This is a genomic window from Moorena sp. (assembly GCF_982860115.1).
The window spans coordinates 60,401-78,125 of the sequence record NZ_CEYLVT010000010.1 but is presented as its reverse complement, the minus strand read 5'-3'; the positions used below and the strand labels follow the sequence as shown (position 1 = coordinate 78,125).

The following is a 17,725-nucleotide window of genomic DNA, read 5'->3' as shown; positions in this document are numbered from 1 at the left end:
CCCCACCCCCTACACCCCACACCTGACGTCTTTGTAAAAAACATACCCTTGAAAGATACTAACCCCCGGCTACCTGGCCGATTAACTAAGGAAAGCTTATCTAAAATCTGGTTTTGTTAATGGAAAAATGTAAACTTTAAAATTGTCAGTTTTCAATTAATCATTAACCATTAATCATTAACCATTAAAGAATTGGGAAACTGAGCTTTCAATGCTGGCAATACTGGACAAGGTTTCTTCTGCTGCAAGTTATCTCCTTTACCACTAAAGGTATTCCACCGAAATGGTCCCAAATCGGCGGCGGCCATCCACAGCAATCGTTTAGCTCGGGTCATGGCTACATAGAGTAAGCGGAATTCTTCAGCAGTCTTAAGCTGTGCGGCTTGTTCCCAAGCCTCGGGTGCCATGGGTAAGGGTTTCCCGTGAAGGTAGGCACGAATTTGAGCCCTGGCTACTTCTGCTAGGGTAAATTCTCCCAAAAACTGAGCGGCAGTAGGTACCCACGGATTACCAGGAAGGGTGTCTTCATGGAGAAAGGGCAAGAAAACATAGTCCCAGTCTAATCCTTTGGCTTTGTGCATGGTGATTACAGTCAGTTGATGGGAACGCAGATAAGGAGAGTCTGTATTGTCTGGGTCTACAGGTTCAAAACGTTCTGAGGTAACGATTTCCTGAAGTACTGTTAGAGTTTCACTGATAGAACTTTTGCCAAAGGTCTGTTTTGCAATCCGTTCGGCTAATTTATCTGCTGTGGCTAGCTCGGATTGGTCATAGTTTAAGGTCTGAGCCAGGAAGGAAATTAGGTGATAATTGGGGAGTTCTAGACGAGCACGCAGTAAATCACAACAGTAGCGGCGAGCTTTGATAACTGCTTTTGTCTGGGGTGGGTCCAATGGACCAGGATAGAGGAATTGTTCGGGATAGGTGGATAGAGCATTGAGGTCTTGGGTGGGAATTAACTGACGTTTGACCAAGACATCTAGGGCAGCTTTTAGGTAATCCGGAGAATGGGGACGGTCGAGAAATTGCAGCAGTGTTAGGATTTGACTGGGAACGTGGGATTCGCGATCGCGTTTTTGGACATCATACACTTCAATCCCATGCTCGCGTTTGAGATACTCCAGTTGTTCCACCACAAAGGTCCCTTGTCGATTCTCCCGCACTAACACAGCAGCGTTATGGTTTTGGTTTTTGGCAAATAGCTCTACTACTCGCTTTCCAATCAGCTCGACTGTGTGGTAGATGTCCTTAGGAGTGTAGAGTTCTAAACCTCTCCCTTCTGGATTGGGGTTGGCATCCGGTTGAGGGTCATTGGCATCTACTCGACGAATGGTTTGAGGACGAAAGGGTAGCTCGGTGGATGGTTCAGTTTGGGGGATAGAGTCTGGCTGTGGTACTGTTTCGGTAGAGTTTTTGCTGCCATAGGTGCTATTGACCCAATTCACGATCAAGTTGGCAGCATCGATGATAACCTGGCTACTGCGACCGGCTTGATCCATTGTGGCTAAACGTCCTATTCCCTGACAGTCTTGGCAAAACCAATTGAAATAAATCGGGTCAGCTGGGGTAAAGGTAGAGTTAATGGCTTGATTGGGGTCTCCAACTCGGATCAGATTTGTTAAAGGTTGGGAGGTTGTTCGCGTAGCGTGGCCAATAGGCCAAGGTTGGAAGGTTGAAGGTTGGAAGGTTGAAGGTTGAGAGGTTGAAGGTTGAGAGGTTGTTCGCGTAGCGTGGCCAATAGGCCAAGGTTCAAGGTTTGGTTCGGAACTAGCTGGCAATGTGGCTAGGGTTTCCAAGAGTCGGTATTGTAACGGTGTGGAATCTTGGGCTTCGTCTTCAAAGACGGCAAAAAATTGATTTTGCCACAGCTGACGGATGGCATCGTTTTCTAGCACTCTCAACGCGGCTAGAATCATGTCGTCGTAGTCGATGAATTCACGCGATCGCACTATGGTTTGATACTGTTGATACAGTCCTGCTGCGATCGCTAATATTCCATATTCATCCGTTGTCTGTTCACTGAGGTGCCACAAATCTGCTGGTAATAACCCAGAACTTTTGGCTTCATGGATAACTGTGTAGGCCAGGTTAGGTAAGACTTCCGTTCGCAATACCGATTGTCTGCGCAACCGTTCTGTTTCTTCTCCATCAAAGCTTCGACCTTCGAGCAAGGTCAGATACCGGCGTGGATAATTAGCAATCCACTGTTCCACACAAGCACGGATTAAGCGATGACTTTGATTTGGAGTTACTAGAGTACTACTGTCTAGATTCAATCCCGATAATTCTGGATGACGGTTAGCAATGTAGAGGGCTAAACCATGTAAGGTATAGACTACAAAACTATTTTGTGGAACTTTAAGGGTTTTTAGGTCATCGCGGATTTTAGCTCGAATACTGGCAGCGGCAGAGCGAGTGAAGGTTACTACCAGCAATTGATATCTGCTATGGAGTTGGTAATTTGTGATCGCAATTGCTGCAGCTTTTGCCATGCCAGTAGATTTCCCAGCACCAGGGACAGCAGAAACAGCTAAGGTTCCCCCTTGCCAGTCGGCCATTGGTTGTTGTCCCCGTCTTAAACTATTGCGGAGTCGTTGGAGTTCTTGGGCACGCCAAGCGGCGAGGGTGGTTTGCCCTGAGTCTGACTTGGTATCTGTATCCTCTGACATGTTGAGATTTACTGCAACTGAACTATTTTTTGGTATTGTAATTAGCGCAGGTTGCAAATCGCTATAGCTTTTGGTTAAGCTGATTGGTCATTCAACCATTAGACCTCGCCAGTAGGGACAGATTTTGACAGGGAACTCAGATCCTAGAGTAGCTTAATCATTCTTCATAAATTGGTAAACTGATCAGTAATTACGAAAAAATAACTTAACAATTTCTGCGTTTTTTTTTTAATAAAACATGCCAAAATTACATGGGCAGTATCAGTTCTGCTCACGATACTCTTAGCAAGGTTAACTCTAAAAGACTTCTTTCGCTTTTCTCATTTCACATTTTAAGGAGGAGATTATGAAGCGAGTTGCGATGTTTTTGATGTCTTTGATGGCTGCACTGGTACTCATTGCTACCCCAGCTCATGCGTCCATCATTCAAGCAGGCATTATTAACCTGTCTTCACCATGCCCAGTGGTAACAGCAAATAAGGACACAACCAGATTTAAAGAAGTGTTCTTCCCAGAGCCATTTCCGGAAGGCTCAGATGTGATCGTGATTCCAATGGTTCAAACCTTTAATGGAGCAGATACCCCTGGTGTCAGGATCACAAATGTAACCACGAAGGGCTTTCAGTTCAGAATGAACGAATTACTTCGGGGTGGTCCAAGGCAGGCTCTGTCAGATGGAAAACATACAAAAGAAAGCATAGGTTGGATGGCTGTCAGTTTGTAATCGCTCTTAGGGGTTTTTTCTGACCCCTGTCCCCTGTCCCCCATGGATGGGGCACAGGGGATTATAAGTACTTGGTTCGCACAAGCCTCATCAATTGGAGTTGGAAGTTCTAGTAGCCTGCCTCGGTGCATTAAGCCTACACTTACCCAATCGCGAAGTGTAGGAGCGTCACGGATACTGCTGGTGGCTGATTCAACCGCTAGACCTCGCCAGTAGGGACAGATCTCACGGGTAACTCAAATCCTAGAGTAGCTTAATTATTCTTCATAAATTGGTAAACTGATCAGTAATTACGAAAAAATAACTTAACAATTTCTGCGTTTTTTTTTTAATAAAACATGCCAAAATTACATGGGCAGTATCAGTTCTGCTCACGATACTCTTAGCAAGGTTAACTCTAAAAGACTTCTTTCGCTTTTCTCATTTCACATTTTAAGGAGGAGATTATGAAGCGAGTTGCGATATTTTTCATGTCTTTGATGGCTGCACTGGTACTCATTGCTACCCCAGCTCATGCGTCGATTCAAGCAGGCATTATTAAGCTGTCTTCGCCAGGCCCAGTGGTAACAAAAAATAACGACACAAGCACATTTAAAGAAGTGTTCTTCCCAGAGCCATTTCGGAAAGGCTCAAATGTGATCGTGATTCCCATGGTTCAAACCTTTAATGGAGCAGATACCCCTGGTGTCAGGATCGCAGATGTAACCACGAAGGGCTTTAAGTTCAAAATGAACGAATTAGTTCGGGGTGGTCCAAGGGAGGCTCTGTCAGATGGAAAACATACAACCGAAACCATAGGTTGGATTGCTGTCAGTTTGTAATCGCTCTTAGGGGTTTTTTCTGACCCCTGTCCCCTGTGCCCAATGGATGGGGCACAGGGGATTTCAGTATTTGGTAGTGCAAGTGTGACAAAGGCTGTTGCTAAACCAATGATTATAATCATCAAACTCTATGCACCAGGAAGTTTATTGCCAAGGTTTGATCCAGTTCATCCAGGACGTAGATGCGGGCCGTTTCTGAGGTTTGGTTTTTCTGCCTGATCTGGTGATATGGGATTGCTTGAGTTTTGAGGTGGTCTGTGTTGCCTAACTATTGACCAAAGCGGATGCTCTGGGGGGTGGCGAAGATGGGGCTGCCCAAAGGATGGTGAGGCACCGCTAGCTTAAAGGTCGTTAGGTGGCATATTCCTTGGTATGACCTGTACTTTAGAATTGTTTGGTAAGGTTTTCAAGGTTGGTTCAAGCGTGAAATTATCAGAAAAAACGATATAGCGCTACGCCCTATACAATAGTGTTCAGGCAAATCCGTATAAAGCCAACAGGTATATTTAGTCAGTGAACTTGACAAACTCTCGAGTGAAAATCTAAATGAAATCATTCAACCTAACTGAGCTTGCCAATAAATACCAATCGGATAAAGGAACTGAGTATTTCGATAAACATGGCTACACGCTGATATATGAAACGTTGTTTTGGCCCCTCAAATCAAAACCTATCACCTTCTTAGAAATTGGATTATGTATTGGTGGTCCCGAGTTCGGTGATCACTTGTTAAGTCGAATCCCCACTGACATGCCATCAATTCGCATGTGGACAGACTATTTTGAAAATGGGCATGTTTATGGTTTTGATATTAATGATTTTAGTCATTTAGAATCAGAAGTTAGAAACTTTAAATTTGTCAAGGGTGATTTAAGTGACCAAAATGATATTACCAATTTGGTGAAGGTGACAGCTCAGCTTGAAGGCAATAAAAATTTAGTTGTTTACGATGTGATATTGGATGACGCATCACACGCTTCTTTTCATCAACAACAAGCTTTTGCTCTGTTATTTCCTTCCTTGAAACAAAATGGTATTTACATTATTGAGGACTTACATTGGCAAAGTCAAAGTTACGAAGATAAACTTCCATATGTGCCTAAAACTATCGAATTATTGGTGCAATTGAAAAATCTTAATAATGGCTCTGGAGTGTTATCAAATAACTATTTATTCCGAAATGAAATTATGAAATTTATTGAAGATATTAAATCAATTAAATTTTATTGTGATCAAAAGCTAGCTATTATTACTAAAACTTAACCAAACAATATAGCAGTCGAAGTAAAGCTTAAGACATCTTCTGCTCCCTGCTCCCTGCTCCCTGCTCCCTGCTCCCTGCTCCCTGCTCCCTAAAACCCAGACATTTGTACCTCACAAGTCGTAGAATTGCTATAATTCTTAAAAGATAAGGAGAATTATTTTTTGCAACACAGCAATCTGGAATTTAAGTTTTTGCCTGAACATCTAAGAAATGGTCAGGTTATTGATATCCCATATCTAGTAAAACGTCTAGATGCTGCCAACGAAGCTCTTAAAACAAAACCATTGGGATATACACTTGAGTCCTTAACTGAATTTAGCCCTGTTGTTAAGGAAAGAAAGCGTTTGCGTGAGACGAATTTTAATGCAAGTCATGATGATCGTGAAAAACTTGATATTCAGTTGAATAATGCCTTCTACTTTAATTCAGAAAATATAGACTTGGGCGATCCAGATGCTCAATCTATTGTAGAAGCAGCGCGTGATTTCCTTTATCCTAGCGATCGCAATCGACTTTGGTTGCTGCCTGCCTTTGTTGAAAGAGAAACTATTGCTCATGTTGCTACTTACCATCAGCGTTTACTGCCCAGGGGCCGCGTTATCGTTGTTAGTCCCGATCAGCAAACATTGACAGCAGCTGCACCTCATTGTGATGTTGTTATCGATCAGTGCCAGGTTTTGGAACAGATTAATATCAATGCATTACGAGAAGAGGGGTTTTTACCAAAGCATAGAAATGTTAGCTTGAGTGGAAAAGGAACGACACTTTTAGCTGGATTTATTTGGGCTATGGCTCATGGATTAATTAATGATAAAACCTATATTGGCCATACTGATACTGATGAAATAAACTTAGATTTTTATGGACCTTATTATCATAAAGATTCAAAAGAAAGACGTCGTGTTAGTCCATATAGACCTGCCGAGTACATGGCAGCAGCAGCGGCATACATGCCAAGCTCTCATAAAATCTCTGTTGTTCAACCTGCCAAAGCAGGTGTGCGAAGAAAAGGGGAAGTCTGCTTGCCAGCATGGATGATGATGGCTAATACGACAATTGGAGATGCCAAAATGAGGCAGATGGGCTTGGAGCTTTGTCGCGTTGCATGGCCATCTCCTGGAGAAGCAATTGTTTGGGCACCTGTGTATCGAGATATGCCATGGCAGGGAACAACGGGGTTCGATTTGGATCGGTATGCAAAGGCGTTTTATATTGAGATGGGATTTAGTGGGCTTGGAAGTAACGAGAATTATGCATTTGTACAGGTAGGAATTCCTGCTCCCAAAATTGAGAGCTACGGTGTTAGAGAAGTAGATGATATCGGACAAGCTATATGGGCAACAAGTATTTATTCAACACAAGAGCAGTTTTACTACCACCAGTTAATGAAAGAAGGATCAGCCGAATTCGCTCCGGGATATTCTGATGATCTGATTAAAGCATTTAATGAACAGTTTGCTGGTGTAGAACTGCGTGTACCATTCACATGTCCTCCTGAGATTTTACCAAAAAAATTGGGTAATCGCGCCCCGTCCTTCGTTGGCCTTTGGCCACGCTACGCGAACGACGGCTTTTTTTTAAAACTTTTTATTGACAGTTTGGACTAGGTGTGCTAGTATAAGATTATAAACAATAAACTTTAAAAAAAGATAGATACTATCTAACCATAAGTAGGCAACGTAAAAAATATGTCTGAGATACATATTGCGTAATTTAGTCTAACGACTTTAAGGTCTATGAAAAATTTAGATCTAAAAAAGTATCTATCTCTAAAAAAAAAAGTAAAGGTACGGTGGGGCACACCGAAACCTAGATCTATGATCAAAACGCTTATGAAGAATCGGCCTCTACTCTTTCTGGTTCCGACCTGGCTGAGCAAGTCGGCTCGTTGAAGTAAGAATCCCCGTTATTACTTCGGCGGGGAGTGTCAAAGGATGATTCTGGAAAACTCTATATTGCCTCTGAGGATTCTAATCCAAATAGAGCAATGTATTGTGCTGGTCCATTCTATTATCCATCACCAACAAGAATGTTGGAAATGGGAGTTATCAATTTAGATAAAGTCAGAGAGGTACCGAATCTGAGCACAAGTGCGAACAAGTTGCCTGGTAGTTTGGGTTGAGCCTTGCCATCTATGCCTGAGTCAAATAGACTCATTTAGAATCAACGAATCGCACCCTAAACTATGCATCGCATCGCCGCAACTCCAGGAGGATGGAACCCTGAAGCTGAAGGGGTTATCTTCATCGAACAAACCCCAGCACCGATTATTTTCCTGACTGCTGCTGACACCGATATCCAAACCCTAGCCGCATCGGTATCTCAACTTCCCCCAGATTTCCCAGCTATCCGAGTCGCTAATCTGTTGCAGTTGCAGCAACAACTAACCATTGATACCTATGCTGAGGATATCTTGGCCAAAGCACGGATTATCATTATCAGATTATTGGGGGGACGCTCCTACTGGTCTTATGGCTTAGAAGTGGTGAAAGAAACAGTAGAACAAACTGGCGCTAGGTTATTGGTTTTACCAGGAGATGACCGACCAGATCCTACCTTAACTAGTCACTCCACAGAAACTATTCCGATAGTGAATCAATTATGGCGCTACTTTACAGAAGGCGGTGTTGAGAATTTCACTAACGCTCTTAAATTTGTAGCAGATGTATGCCTGGAGCAAACTAATAATCCACCACCACCAAAACCTGTGCCTCGGGTTGGGGTTTATCCATGGCAATCGGGGATAACTGCAGAAGCTACTAGCAATCTTAAAGTTGGTATTTTGTTCTACCGTGCCCATTACTTAGCGGGAAATACAGCACCGATTGATGGGTTATGTCAGGCTTTGGTAGAACGGGGCTTGGAACCGGTGCCAGTATTTGTGTCTTCTTTACGGGATCTAGAGGTACAACGGGAATTGTTAGGCTATTTCAAAACTCCCGATAGCTCTAGTAGTGCGATTGAGCTTTGCTCACGCTACGCGATCGCAGTGTTGCTGAATACCACTAGTTTCTCCGTGGCTAAGTTGGATGCTGAGGTACATCAGTTGGAGTTGTGGGAACGGCTGGATGTGCCTGTGTTGCAGGTTATTTTAAGTAGTGGCACCGTGGAACAGTGGCAGTCTGGGTTTCAGGGATTGATGCCCAGGGATACTGCTATGAATGTGGCCTTGCCAGAGGTGGATGGGCGAATTATTAGTCGTGCCATTTCCTTTAAGTCGGCGCAACGGTGGAATCCTGCTCTGGAAACGGATGTGGTGGTTTATGAACCGGTATGCGATCGCATTCAGTTTGTAGCAGATTTAGCCATGAATTGGCTACGGTTACGAGAAACCCTACCGAATCAGAGAAAGGTTGCTCTGATTTTAGCGAATTACCCCAATCGAGATGGCAGGCTGGCCAATGGAGTAGGATTAGATACCCCGGCCAGTTGTGTAGAGATTTTAAAAGGGTTACGGGATGCTGGGTATTGGGTTGAGAAGATTCCGGAAACTGGGGATGAGTTGATTGAGTGGTTGACAGCTGGGGTGACTAATGATCCGGAAGGATGGCAGTTACGTTTGGTACGACAAGAGTTGAGTTGGCAGGAGTATTGGGACTATTTTCAAGGGTTACCGATAGCGGTTCAAAAGGGAATCCGTGAGCGTTGGGGAGAGTTTGATCTTAACGGTAAAGACAACAAGGATGGCAAGGGAGAGATAACCGAGATTTCAGCATTTCCCATTTCAGGGATTCAGTTGGGAAATGTGTTTGTAGGAATTCAACCGTCTCGGGGTTATGATCTTGACCCAGCTTTGAATTATCATGCTCCCGATTTGGAACCGACTGATGGGTATTTGGCATTTTATTATTGGTTGCGGAAGTGTTTTGGTGCCCAGGCAATTGTTCATGTGGGCAAGCATGGGAATTTGGAGTGGTTACCGGGTAAGAGTGTGGCCTTGTCAGAGTGCTGTTATCCAGAAGTAGCCTTAGCAGCCATGCCTCATTTGTATCCATTTATTGTCAATGATCCGGGGGAGGGTGCTCAAGCAAAGCGTCGCGCTCAAGGGGTGATTATTGATCATTTAACCCCTCCCATGACTCGTGCTGAACTTTATGGTCCTCTGCAACAGTTGGAGGGATTGGTGGATGAGTATTATGAAGCCCAGAGTTTGGATTTGTCTCGGTTACCAATTATTCGCGACCGGATTGTTAGACTTATCCTTGATGAGCATTTGCACGAAGATTTGGGGATTGCGGTAGACGACATCGAAGCTGGAGAATCGGAAATTACTAATCAAATAGATGCTTATCTTTGTGAATTGAAAGAAGCTCAAATTCGAGATGGATTACATGTGTTTAGTCAATGTCCCCAAGGACGTCAATTGCGAGATTTACTAGTAGCAATTGCTCGTCATCCAGGAAAGAATCGCATCGGCTTAACTCGTGCTTTGGCTCAGGATTTAGGTTGGGATTTTGACCCCCTAACGGAAGATTTTTCAGTAGTTAAGGATATAGAAAAAAGCAAGATAGATGCGATATCAAAATTAATGATAAGGGAACAGGGAACAGAAGAATGCTATACTGTAAAATATACTGTTGGTGATTTGGTTGAAGTATTAGAAGAAGAAGCGTCTAAATTAGTAGAACAAATCATCACGAATTCCCCATTAGCGATTACTGATTACCGATTACCGATTACTAAAACAACAAAACAAGAATTAGATTGGATACGCGATCGCCTTTTACCAGCACTGCAACAAACTAATCAGGAACTCACCCAATTGTTAAGGGGATTAGATGGCAGATATGTACCGAGTGGGCCATCTGGTGCGCCGACTAGAGGACGACCGGATGTTCTGCCCACTGGTCGCAATTTTTACTCTGTTGATATCCGTGCCATTCCTACAGAAACAGCGTGGGATGTGGGCAGAAAGGCAGCTGAAGTGTTAGTTGAGCGCTATACCCAGGAAAATGGTGAGTATCCCAAAACCCTAGGGATTTCGGTATGGGGCACATCGACCATGCGTACCGGGGGAGATGATATTTCCGAAGCTCTGGCGTTGTTGGGAGTGCGACCGATTTGGGATGGGTCCTCACGGCGGGTGGTAGACTTTGAAATCTTGCCAGTGTCTGTGTTACAACGTCCCCGAGTGGATGTGACCCTGCGCATCTCTGGCTTCTTTAGAGATAGTTTCCCCAATTTAATCGACCTATTTCACAATGCAGTAGTTGCTGTGGCAAGCCTGGATGAATCACCATCAGACAATCCTCTAGCAGCCCAGGTGAAACAGGAAACAGACTATTGGTTACAGGTAGGGTTGAGTCAGTCCCAAGCGCAAATGCGATCGCACTACCGCATCTTTGGCTCAAAACCAGGAGCCTATGGTGCCGGGTTACAGGGTTTGATTGAATCTCAAAACTGGCAAGATGAGCAGGATTTAGCTCGCGCTTACATTAACTGGAGTAGTTACGCCTACAGTTCATCTTCCCCCAAGGGAGCCCCAGAAGCCTTTGAGCAGCGCCTCAAACAGATGCAAATTGTATTACATAATCAGGATAATCGAGAACATGATTTACTTGATTCAGATGATTATTACCAGTTTCAAGGGGGGTTAACCGTAGCAGTGCGGGGGTTAACTGGCAAAAATCCTCAAACCTACTTTGGGGATAATTCTATCCCTGAAAAGCCCAAAGTTCGACAGCTAAACGAAGAGATTGCCCGAGTGTACCGTTCTCGTGTCGTGAATCCTAAGTGGATTGAGGGAGTGATGCGCCATGGTTACAAAGGAGCATTTGAAATGGCAGCAACGGTAGATTATTTGTTTGCCTATGATGCTACCGCTAATTGTGTCGCAGACCATATGTATCAAGGAGTAGCTCAGGGGTATTTATTTGACCCAGATGTGCAAGAGTTTGTCCAACAAAAGAATCCATGGGCATTGCGAGATATGGCAGAACGGTTACTCGAAGCCAATCAGCGGGGATTGTGGCAGTCAGTTGAACCAGAGACCTTAGAGAAATTGAGAGCGATCGCATTACAAGCAGAAGCAGTGATTGAAGGGGAAAATTTTGGCATGGTATAGCTTTGAAAGTATAGTTATACCCTTAGTGAGCATTCAGCCGTGAGCCAAAGCTCACGCTACGCGAACAGCGGTCAGCCGTCAGCTTATTTTATTCAAAAGCACCGATTGCGCGTAGCCCATTAGCTGTTCGCGTAGCGTGCGCGTAGCGCTAATCGCTGTTCGCTGATAGCTGATAGCTTACGACACTTAGGTCTATTTAACAGAAAGTTGCTTTAACTTAGACGCTACGTCTTCTGGATTTGTCCCATTAGGAAATACTAAAATAGCCTTAATTTTGTTATTAGCCACTATTTCTGGCAAGCGATGGAATTGTTGGTCAGAAATAGCAATTCCATCATAGGTTTCAGCATAATCTACTTCTTTTGTAAAATTTTTATCATTATAAGCTTGAATAAACACTCGATCTACATTCCATTTTGGCCAGTCAGCAGCAAAATATTTTTTAGCCCAATAAGGATTATGATGACAAAGATCAAAACTAACCTTTGGGTTAGCTTGTTTCATAGCACCGATCATTTCTTGTGAAAAAGCGGTTAACTTATTAGTGCGATTTACTTTACCTGGCAACTCGGCATGGTAACCAAGATAATCGTCCCATTGTACTGCATCAATTTTAGGATATTTTTGGACAAATTCTACTAAAATATCTCTAAAAAAATTAGCCACTTCAGGAATTTCGACATCAAGAATATAATGTTCGATTCCTGGATAGGTGCGGTCAACGCCGGGTACAACCCATTTCCGTTCAATAGCTAAATCAAAAATCGGGCTATTTTTATCTATTTTGATACCTTTTTCAAAGTAAGCATGAACTTCCATGCCGTGTTTGTGTGCTTCATCAATTAGCCAAGTTAACCAGCGGTCGCGAAACAGATTGGGACAACTTTTATAACCGAACGTTTTTTGCATCACTTCACTAGTATACATAGGACAAGCATTACCCCATACACCATGAATAATCGTATTAATACCTTGAGAGTGATAATGACGAACTTGTTTTCTAATCTTCTCTTCACTAGCATTATTAGTTACGTTATAACGACTTATATAAATTCCTCTAATTGCTTTTTTCTCCCAAGGACTTTGAGGTTTTTGAGGACTTTGAGGTTTTTGAGGTGTTATTGGTGTTGGTGAAGCTAGCTGATTGTTAGGTTTAACAATTGGTGTTTTTAATTTTTGAGATGTTTGAGGTTTTTGAGGTGTTATTGGTGTTGGTGAAGCTGGTTGATTATTAGGTTTAACAATTGACGAATTTGGTAAGGAAGGTGCAGTGGTTACAGGAGGCTTAGTAGGAGCCGAAGGTTCTGGTTCGGCGGTCCTCGAATTTAAACCAGGAATAGTTATTGGTAGATTTTGAGGAATAGCGATAGGGAGGTTTTGAGGTAATTTGCTAATCATGGCGAAACCTCCTTGATGGTTCAACCACCAATAGCCACCTCCTAAAACCAGTAAGATTAGAGAAATAGGAATATTTGCGCATCCACATCCACTATTTTCATTCTTATTATTCGACATACTCAACTTATTCCCCAGCCATAGTTTAATATATTATAGCAATTATCATAGTCATGATGTACAAAGTTCTGGGTTTTATGAACCAGGTATCAGGTAAAAGTAAATAGGTAAAAAAATCTGTGTAGCTCATAGCTATCAGAAACGCTATAGTTTAAGTTATATCAAGGTGCTGAAGCAAAAAATCAAGATACAGCTAGCATTTTATTCGTTTAAACTAACAGTATAGAAGACTAAGTCATAGAATACTAAGTCCGGAATAGCAAAACTTTTGACCATCGGGACGCAGATTCTCTAGTTGTTTGGTAACCCATTCAGGATTAAAAATTGCTTTATATATAGGGTTATTCACCCTTAGCCATCCTTGTTGATTAACCACCAAACCCGATAGCAGCAATTCGTTACACTGTTCGCTGTTATCCATCGGTACATCATCTCCAGCTAAAATCTGCTGATAAAGTCTCAGCAATTTATCAGCATAGTATTTATTACTCAAAAGGCGAGCCGAGATACTTCGCAAATGTTCGGGTTCATCCTGGGATTCCCAATTATCAATAATGTGAGTGTGTACGATTCTCTCTACCCAAGATGCCTCATTACCAGGAGCAATAGTCAACCCGACCTTTACTGAGTCTACTACCAACTGACATAGTTTTTGGGTCAGAAAGGGTTGTCCTCCTGTCCAAGCCAGTATCTCCTTGAGAATTGTTTTAGGGTTACCCCCTGTTTGCTCTAATCCCTTGGCAAGGGGATATGCTTGATGGAATTCAAAGCCATTTAGTTCTATGGCTTTCCCGATATTAAACGGTGTCCGCTTTTTGCCAGTCATCAAATCACTTGGCTTAGCTACCCCGAATACAGCAAAGACAATGCGATTATAGTCGGGATTAATTGCTCTTTGGTTATAGCAGAATCGGATCAGGGCAAAAAAATCATCAACCGGAAAAGGTAAGTTTAGAATAGTATCAATTTCATCAATGAAGATAACAATTCGTTCAGTATTAAATTTGGCCAGCAGGATATCTTCCAGGAAATTACTCAATCGCTGAAGCAGTGAAAGATACTCTTCCTGGTGCCACCAGGATTGTAAATTAAAGTCACCGAATAACTTCAAGCCTCGTACTAACTCAGCAACCACTCCTTTGTACCACTGAGTTGGAGTAATTGTTTCGCTACCGATGCGCGTCATATCAATAGTACTGCATCTTATACCTTCTTGTTCTAGTTGATGTCTGATTCTCACCGATAGAGAAGATTTGCCCATTTGTCGGGGAGCCATAACATAACAAAACTCACCCCTTTTTAAGGCGTTATAGAGTTGGAGATCTGCTTGTCTTTCTACATAGCTAGGTGCATCACTGGCTAGACTACCACCGACTTGGTATAGAAGGTAATTGTCAATCATAAAATTGTTAGTAATTATGGTTTAGGTTACAGAAAATCAGCAAATAATTTAACTTTGTTTTCAACAAAAAAACCGAATTACTATAACGCTACTAGATAAAAAATATAATCATAGCTTGTGAATAAAGTGTGAAAATATCGTAGGTAGTGGAATTGTCAGCTTATGCGCTACGCGAACAGATTTCAGCTAGGGAAAGGATAACTTCGGCTCTCGGAAAATAGAATTAGATCAAGTCCGGTTAATCATTTGGAAAATAGCAGATTTATCAGCAATAGCAATCAAGAGGTTAGATTTTCCGGAATAGACCCACAACGTAACGAAAAAAGATTTAACAAAGGAATTTAACTGGGCTTTCCCTAGGTCGAGCTTAGATTAAATCCGGTTGAGTAATTATCCTATGGCTGAGCGGGTAATGGGTGATGGGTAATGGTCAACTACTAATTACCAAGTCCTAATTACTGATTACTAATAATCCATTGAGCAAGATAAAATTATGTATCAGCGCATCAATAACACCGTTTTCTTAGCTTTAGTGTCCAGCATTATGGCACTGACCAATCCAACTAAAGAGGCTTATCTTGATCATGCGGCATGGCAATTACATGATACTTACTGCCAGCAGAAATCCCTTCCTCTTGGGGTAAAAGCAGCTTGTTTTGTCGGTAAACCTTTACCACCTGATGCAGTTAAGCCAGTGATCGAAAGCTACACTCGTCACCAGAACTATTTCCTTTTCAGTATATATACCACCAACTTCTGGGGGAAAAAATTCCACACAGTTGGGCTAGGGGGCAAATTTTTGATGTTTTAATTATATCAGCTATCAGCTTATGGGCTACGCGAACAGCTTTTTAATAAAAGGGGTAAGCATTCGTTACGTCACAGGTATTAAGCCTGTGCCACAAAGCTGTTCGCGTAGCGTGGCCAACGGCCAAGGACTTTTCCCAAGACTTTCAATTCTCATTAATCTCGAACTATTAAATTCAGAGTAAACGCATCTTGTCAATAAACCGGGGATAGTTATCAATAATGCCTGCCTTATTGTGCTTGTTGAAAATGCATTTTTTACATATAGTGTTTTTTAATTCAAAAAACACTATATCCTATATATAGGATTCATTAAATTAGATGCGTTTACCCTGGATATCGCTAATGAAGCCAATAGAAATAAAAAATACTAAACTGTATACCCACTAAATTCAACTTATAAACTTAATTGTATCGACTTCAAGAATTCCATCCTGCTCTTTGACATTTTCATCTCCTTCAATAATAAGAATAAACTTGGTCACATTTTTTTTGTTTAACGGCCAGGTTCCATTAGCAAAATCTGGAGTCTCAAAATCAGAAAAATCTAAGTTAACAGTTGTCCATTTATCACCGTCGGGGTGAAGCTGTACTCGTGGAAAGGCGTATTGGTTGTTTCCACCACGCTTATCAAGAGGATACTCATCTCCTAAAGCAAAGTAAATCCTAGTCTTCTCTATGACGCCTACATCAGGAGTACGTATGCGAAGTTGAACACCTGAATAGTTTGAGATATTGAATGCTTGAACAGGGTTTGAAAAATTTGCGTATATACCAACATAACTTGTGGTTGAGCGTTCTTGTTTGGCAACAAGATGGTAATGAATTTTTAAATAACCTTCAGTCTGTTTCGTAGAGATTCGCTCGTACCGCAAAGTTGACTTCTGTCCCCACGCACTATCTGAAAAAATAGAAAACTGCTGTTCATAGAATGTTCGTGCATAACTCCCGTATCCACCGGTAAAATTAGCTATATTGTCCTGTGGGATAAATACAGCATCCCTATGTTTATTAATTTTTTTTGAATCGGATATTGGTCGAGCTATCCATGCTGTCAAAAAAGTAAAAACCCCGGTGATTATCGCTACCATAATAGCTTGCAATAGTGTGATTTTTGCAATCTGTATAGAATGACTTTTATCTGCTGGTTGATTAGTATTAGAATTGTTATTCTTCACAGGCTTTTTTATCCTTTGGTTTTCTATTTATATAAACACCGATTGTGACCAAAGTTATGACTGTTTTGGGGTAGGGATATTTCCCAGGATAAACGCATCTTGTCAATAAACCGGGGATAGTTATCAATAAACCCTGCCTTGTCTTGATGCAGCGCGGTCTTGGGGGAAACCCCCAAGACCGCGCTGCATCGCTATTGTGCTTGTTGACAAGATATTTTACACATATAGTGCTTATTGAATTGAATAAATACTATATATAGGAATCAGAAAATTAGATGCGTTTACCCTGTTTCGCTATAATTGACGACGCTACCCTTTAGTTTCTCAAGGTTTATACCTATCAATATCTACACGTGGTGTAGTATATAGTCACACAGCTACTCCTCAAATTGATTGGTTAAGGTCTATTTACTAATCATGGCTGGCTCAGAAATTTATGAAATGGGATTTTTGTGCGTAAGGGCAGTGGCCAGGAATGCGTTCGCTTAGCGGCTCCTAAGTCCCATCCTATCCTCGTTGACTCTGTCGCTGTTGATCAGCTCACAACCATGCTGGCTTAGTCATCAAAAATATCCAACTGCTCGATGGTCACCTGTTGGTCTGTCAACTTTTGGCCAGTTGCGTCCCTAGCTGACAATTGTTTGCCAATCCCCTTGCGCAACCCCAGGGCAATTTTACTGTGCTTCTCAATTTGCTTCATCACCTGCTTCGCCCGCTTAATCACTGAGGTTGGTAAACCGGCTAAACGTCCTGCCTCAATGCCATAAGAACGGTTAGCTCCTCCTGGCTGTACCTGATGCAAAAAGATGATTTCATCGGCTAACTCTTTTACCGTCACCTGATAATTAGCGACATTGGGCAAAATCGAGGCTAACTCATTCAACTCATGATAATGGGTGGCAAAAATCGTCCGTGCCTTAATTTCCATGGCCAGATACTCCCCGACCGCCCAAGCGATGGAAAGACCATCAAAGGTTGCTGTGCCTCGACCAATCTCATCCAACAACACTAAAGACTTATCCGTAGCATGATTGAGAATATTCGCCGTCTCGTTCATTTCCACCATAAAGGTAGACTGGCCTGTTGCTAAATCATCCACCGCACCGACTCTGGTAAAAATGCGATCGCAAATCCCCAAACTTGCTTCCGATGCTGGCACAAAACTCCCCACCTGTGCCATCAACTGAATCAATCCTATCTGACGCAAATAACAACTCTTCCCACTGGCGTTAGGTCCGGTCAAAATAATCAAATCAGGATTATCCGTTTCGGTGGCAGGTT

11 protein-coding genes are annotated in these 17,725 nt (G+C 42.4%); 6 read left to right on the top strand and 5 right to left on the bottom strand.

The window, feature by feature from the left end; all coding sequences use genetic code 11:
* Positions 1-170 precede the first annotated feature (170 nt).
* Positions 171-2,669 carry an ATP-dependent helicase gene (locus tag AC4II3_RS03420; RefSeq protein WP_488015533.1) on the bottom strand — a complete coding sequence of 833 codons (2,499 nt, stop codon included), beginning with the start codon at positions 2,667-2,669 and terminating at the stop codon, positions 171-173.
* A gap of 346 nt (positions 2,670-3,015) precedes the next feature.
* Here AC4II3_RS03420 and AC4II3_RS03415 point away from each other — a divergent pair, with 346 nt between their 5' ends.
* From AC4II3_RS03415 to cobN, 5 genes are all read left to right on the top strand, one after another.
* Positions 3,016-3,393: a hypothetical protein gene (locus AC4II3_RS03415; protein WP_488015535.1), complete on the top strand. Its 378-nt coding sequence runs from the start codon at positions 3,016-3,018 to the stop codon at positions 3,391-3,393.
* 446 nt (positions 3,394-3,839) lie between these two features.
* Positions 3,840-4,214 (top strand): hypothetical protein, encoded by a 375-nt coding sequence (locus AC4II3_RS03410; RefSeq protein WP_488015537.1) that lies wholly within the window; start codon positions 3,840-3,842, stop codon positions 4,212-4,214.
* Between the two features lie 546 nt (positions 4,215-4,760).
* Positions 4,761-5,477, top strand: a complete 717-nt coding sequence (locus tag AC4II3_RS03405; protein ID WP_488015539.1) for a hypothetical protein — start codon at positions 4,761-4,763, stop codon at positions 5,475-5,477.
* Between the two features lie 162 nt (positions 5,478-5,639).
* The gene (locus AC4II3_RS03400) at positions 5,640-7,085 is read left to right on the top strand and encodes a hypothetical protein (RefSeq protein WP_488015541.1); all 1,446 of its coding nucleotides are present in this window, start codon (positions 5,640-5,642) and stop codon (positions 7,083-7,085) included.
* Positions 7,086-7,663: 578 nt separating this feature from the next.
* The gene (gene cobN, locus AC4II3_RS03395) at positions 7,664-11,542 is read left to right on the top strand and encodes a cobaltochelatase subunit CobN (RefSeq protein ID WP_488006719.1); all 3,879 of its coding nucleotides are present in this window, start codon (positions 7,664-7,666) and stop codon (positions 11,540-11,542) included.
* Positions 11,543-11,734: 192 nt separating this feature from the next.
* Here cobN and AC4II3_RS03390 read toward each other — a convergent pair whose 3' ends face one another.
* Both AC4II3_RS03390 and AC4II3_RS03385 read right to left on the bottom strand, forming a co-directional pair.
* On the bottom strand, positions 11,735-13,057 hold the full coding sequence (locus tag AC4II3_RS03390) for a family 10 glycosylhydrolase (RefSeq protein WP_488006717.1): 1,323 nt from the start codon (positions 13,055-13,057) through the stop codon (positions 11,735-11,737).
* Between the two features lie 235 nt (positions 13,058-13,292).
* Positions 13,293-14,459, bottom strand: coding sequence for an AAA-like domain-containing protein (locus AC4II3_RS03385; RefSeq protein WP_488006715.1), 1,167 nt, complete (start codon positions 14,457-14,459; stop codon positions 13,293-13,295).
* 493 nt (positions 14,460-14,952) lie between these two features.
* Here AC4II3_RS03385 and AC4II3_RS03380 point away from each other — a divergent pair, with 493 nt between their 5' ends.
* Entirely contained in the window at positions 14,953-15,270 is a 318-nt protein-coding gene (locus AC4II3_RS03380) for a DUF4359 domain-containing protein (protein WP_488006713.1), read from the top strand.
* Positions 15,271-15,658: 388 nt separating this feature from the next.
* On the opposite strand, the gene AC4II3_RS03375 is transcribed toward AC4II3_RS03380, so the two are convergent.
* Both AC4II3_RS03375 and AC4II3_RS03370 read right to left on the bottom strand, forming a co-directional pair.
* Positions 15,659-16,444 (bottom strand): CIA30 family protein, encoded by a 786-nt coding sequence (locus AC4II3_RS03375; protein ID WP_488006711.1) that lies wholly within the window; start codon positions 16,442-16,444, stop codon positions 15,659-15,661.
* A gap of 556 nt (positions 16,445-17,000) precedes the next feature.
* Positions 17,001-17,725 (bottom strand): MutS-related protein (locus AC4II3_RS03370; protein WP_488006709.1); only part of this gene is annotated, 725 nt, incomplete at its 5' end.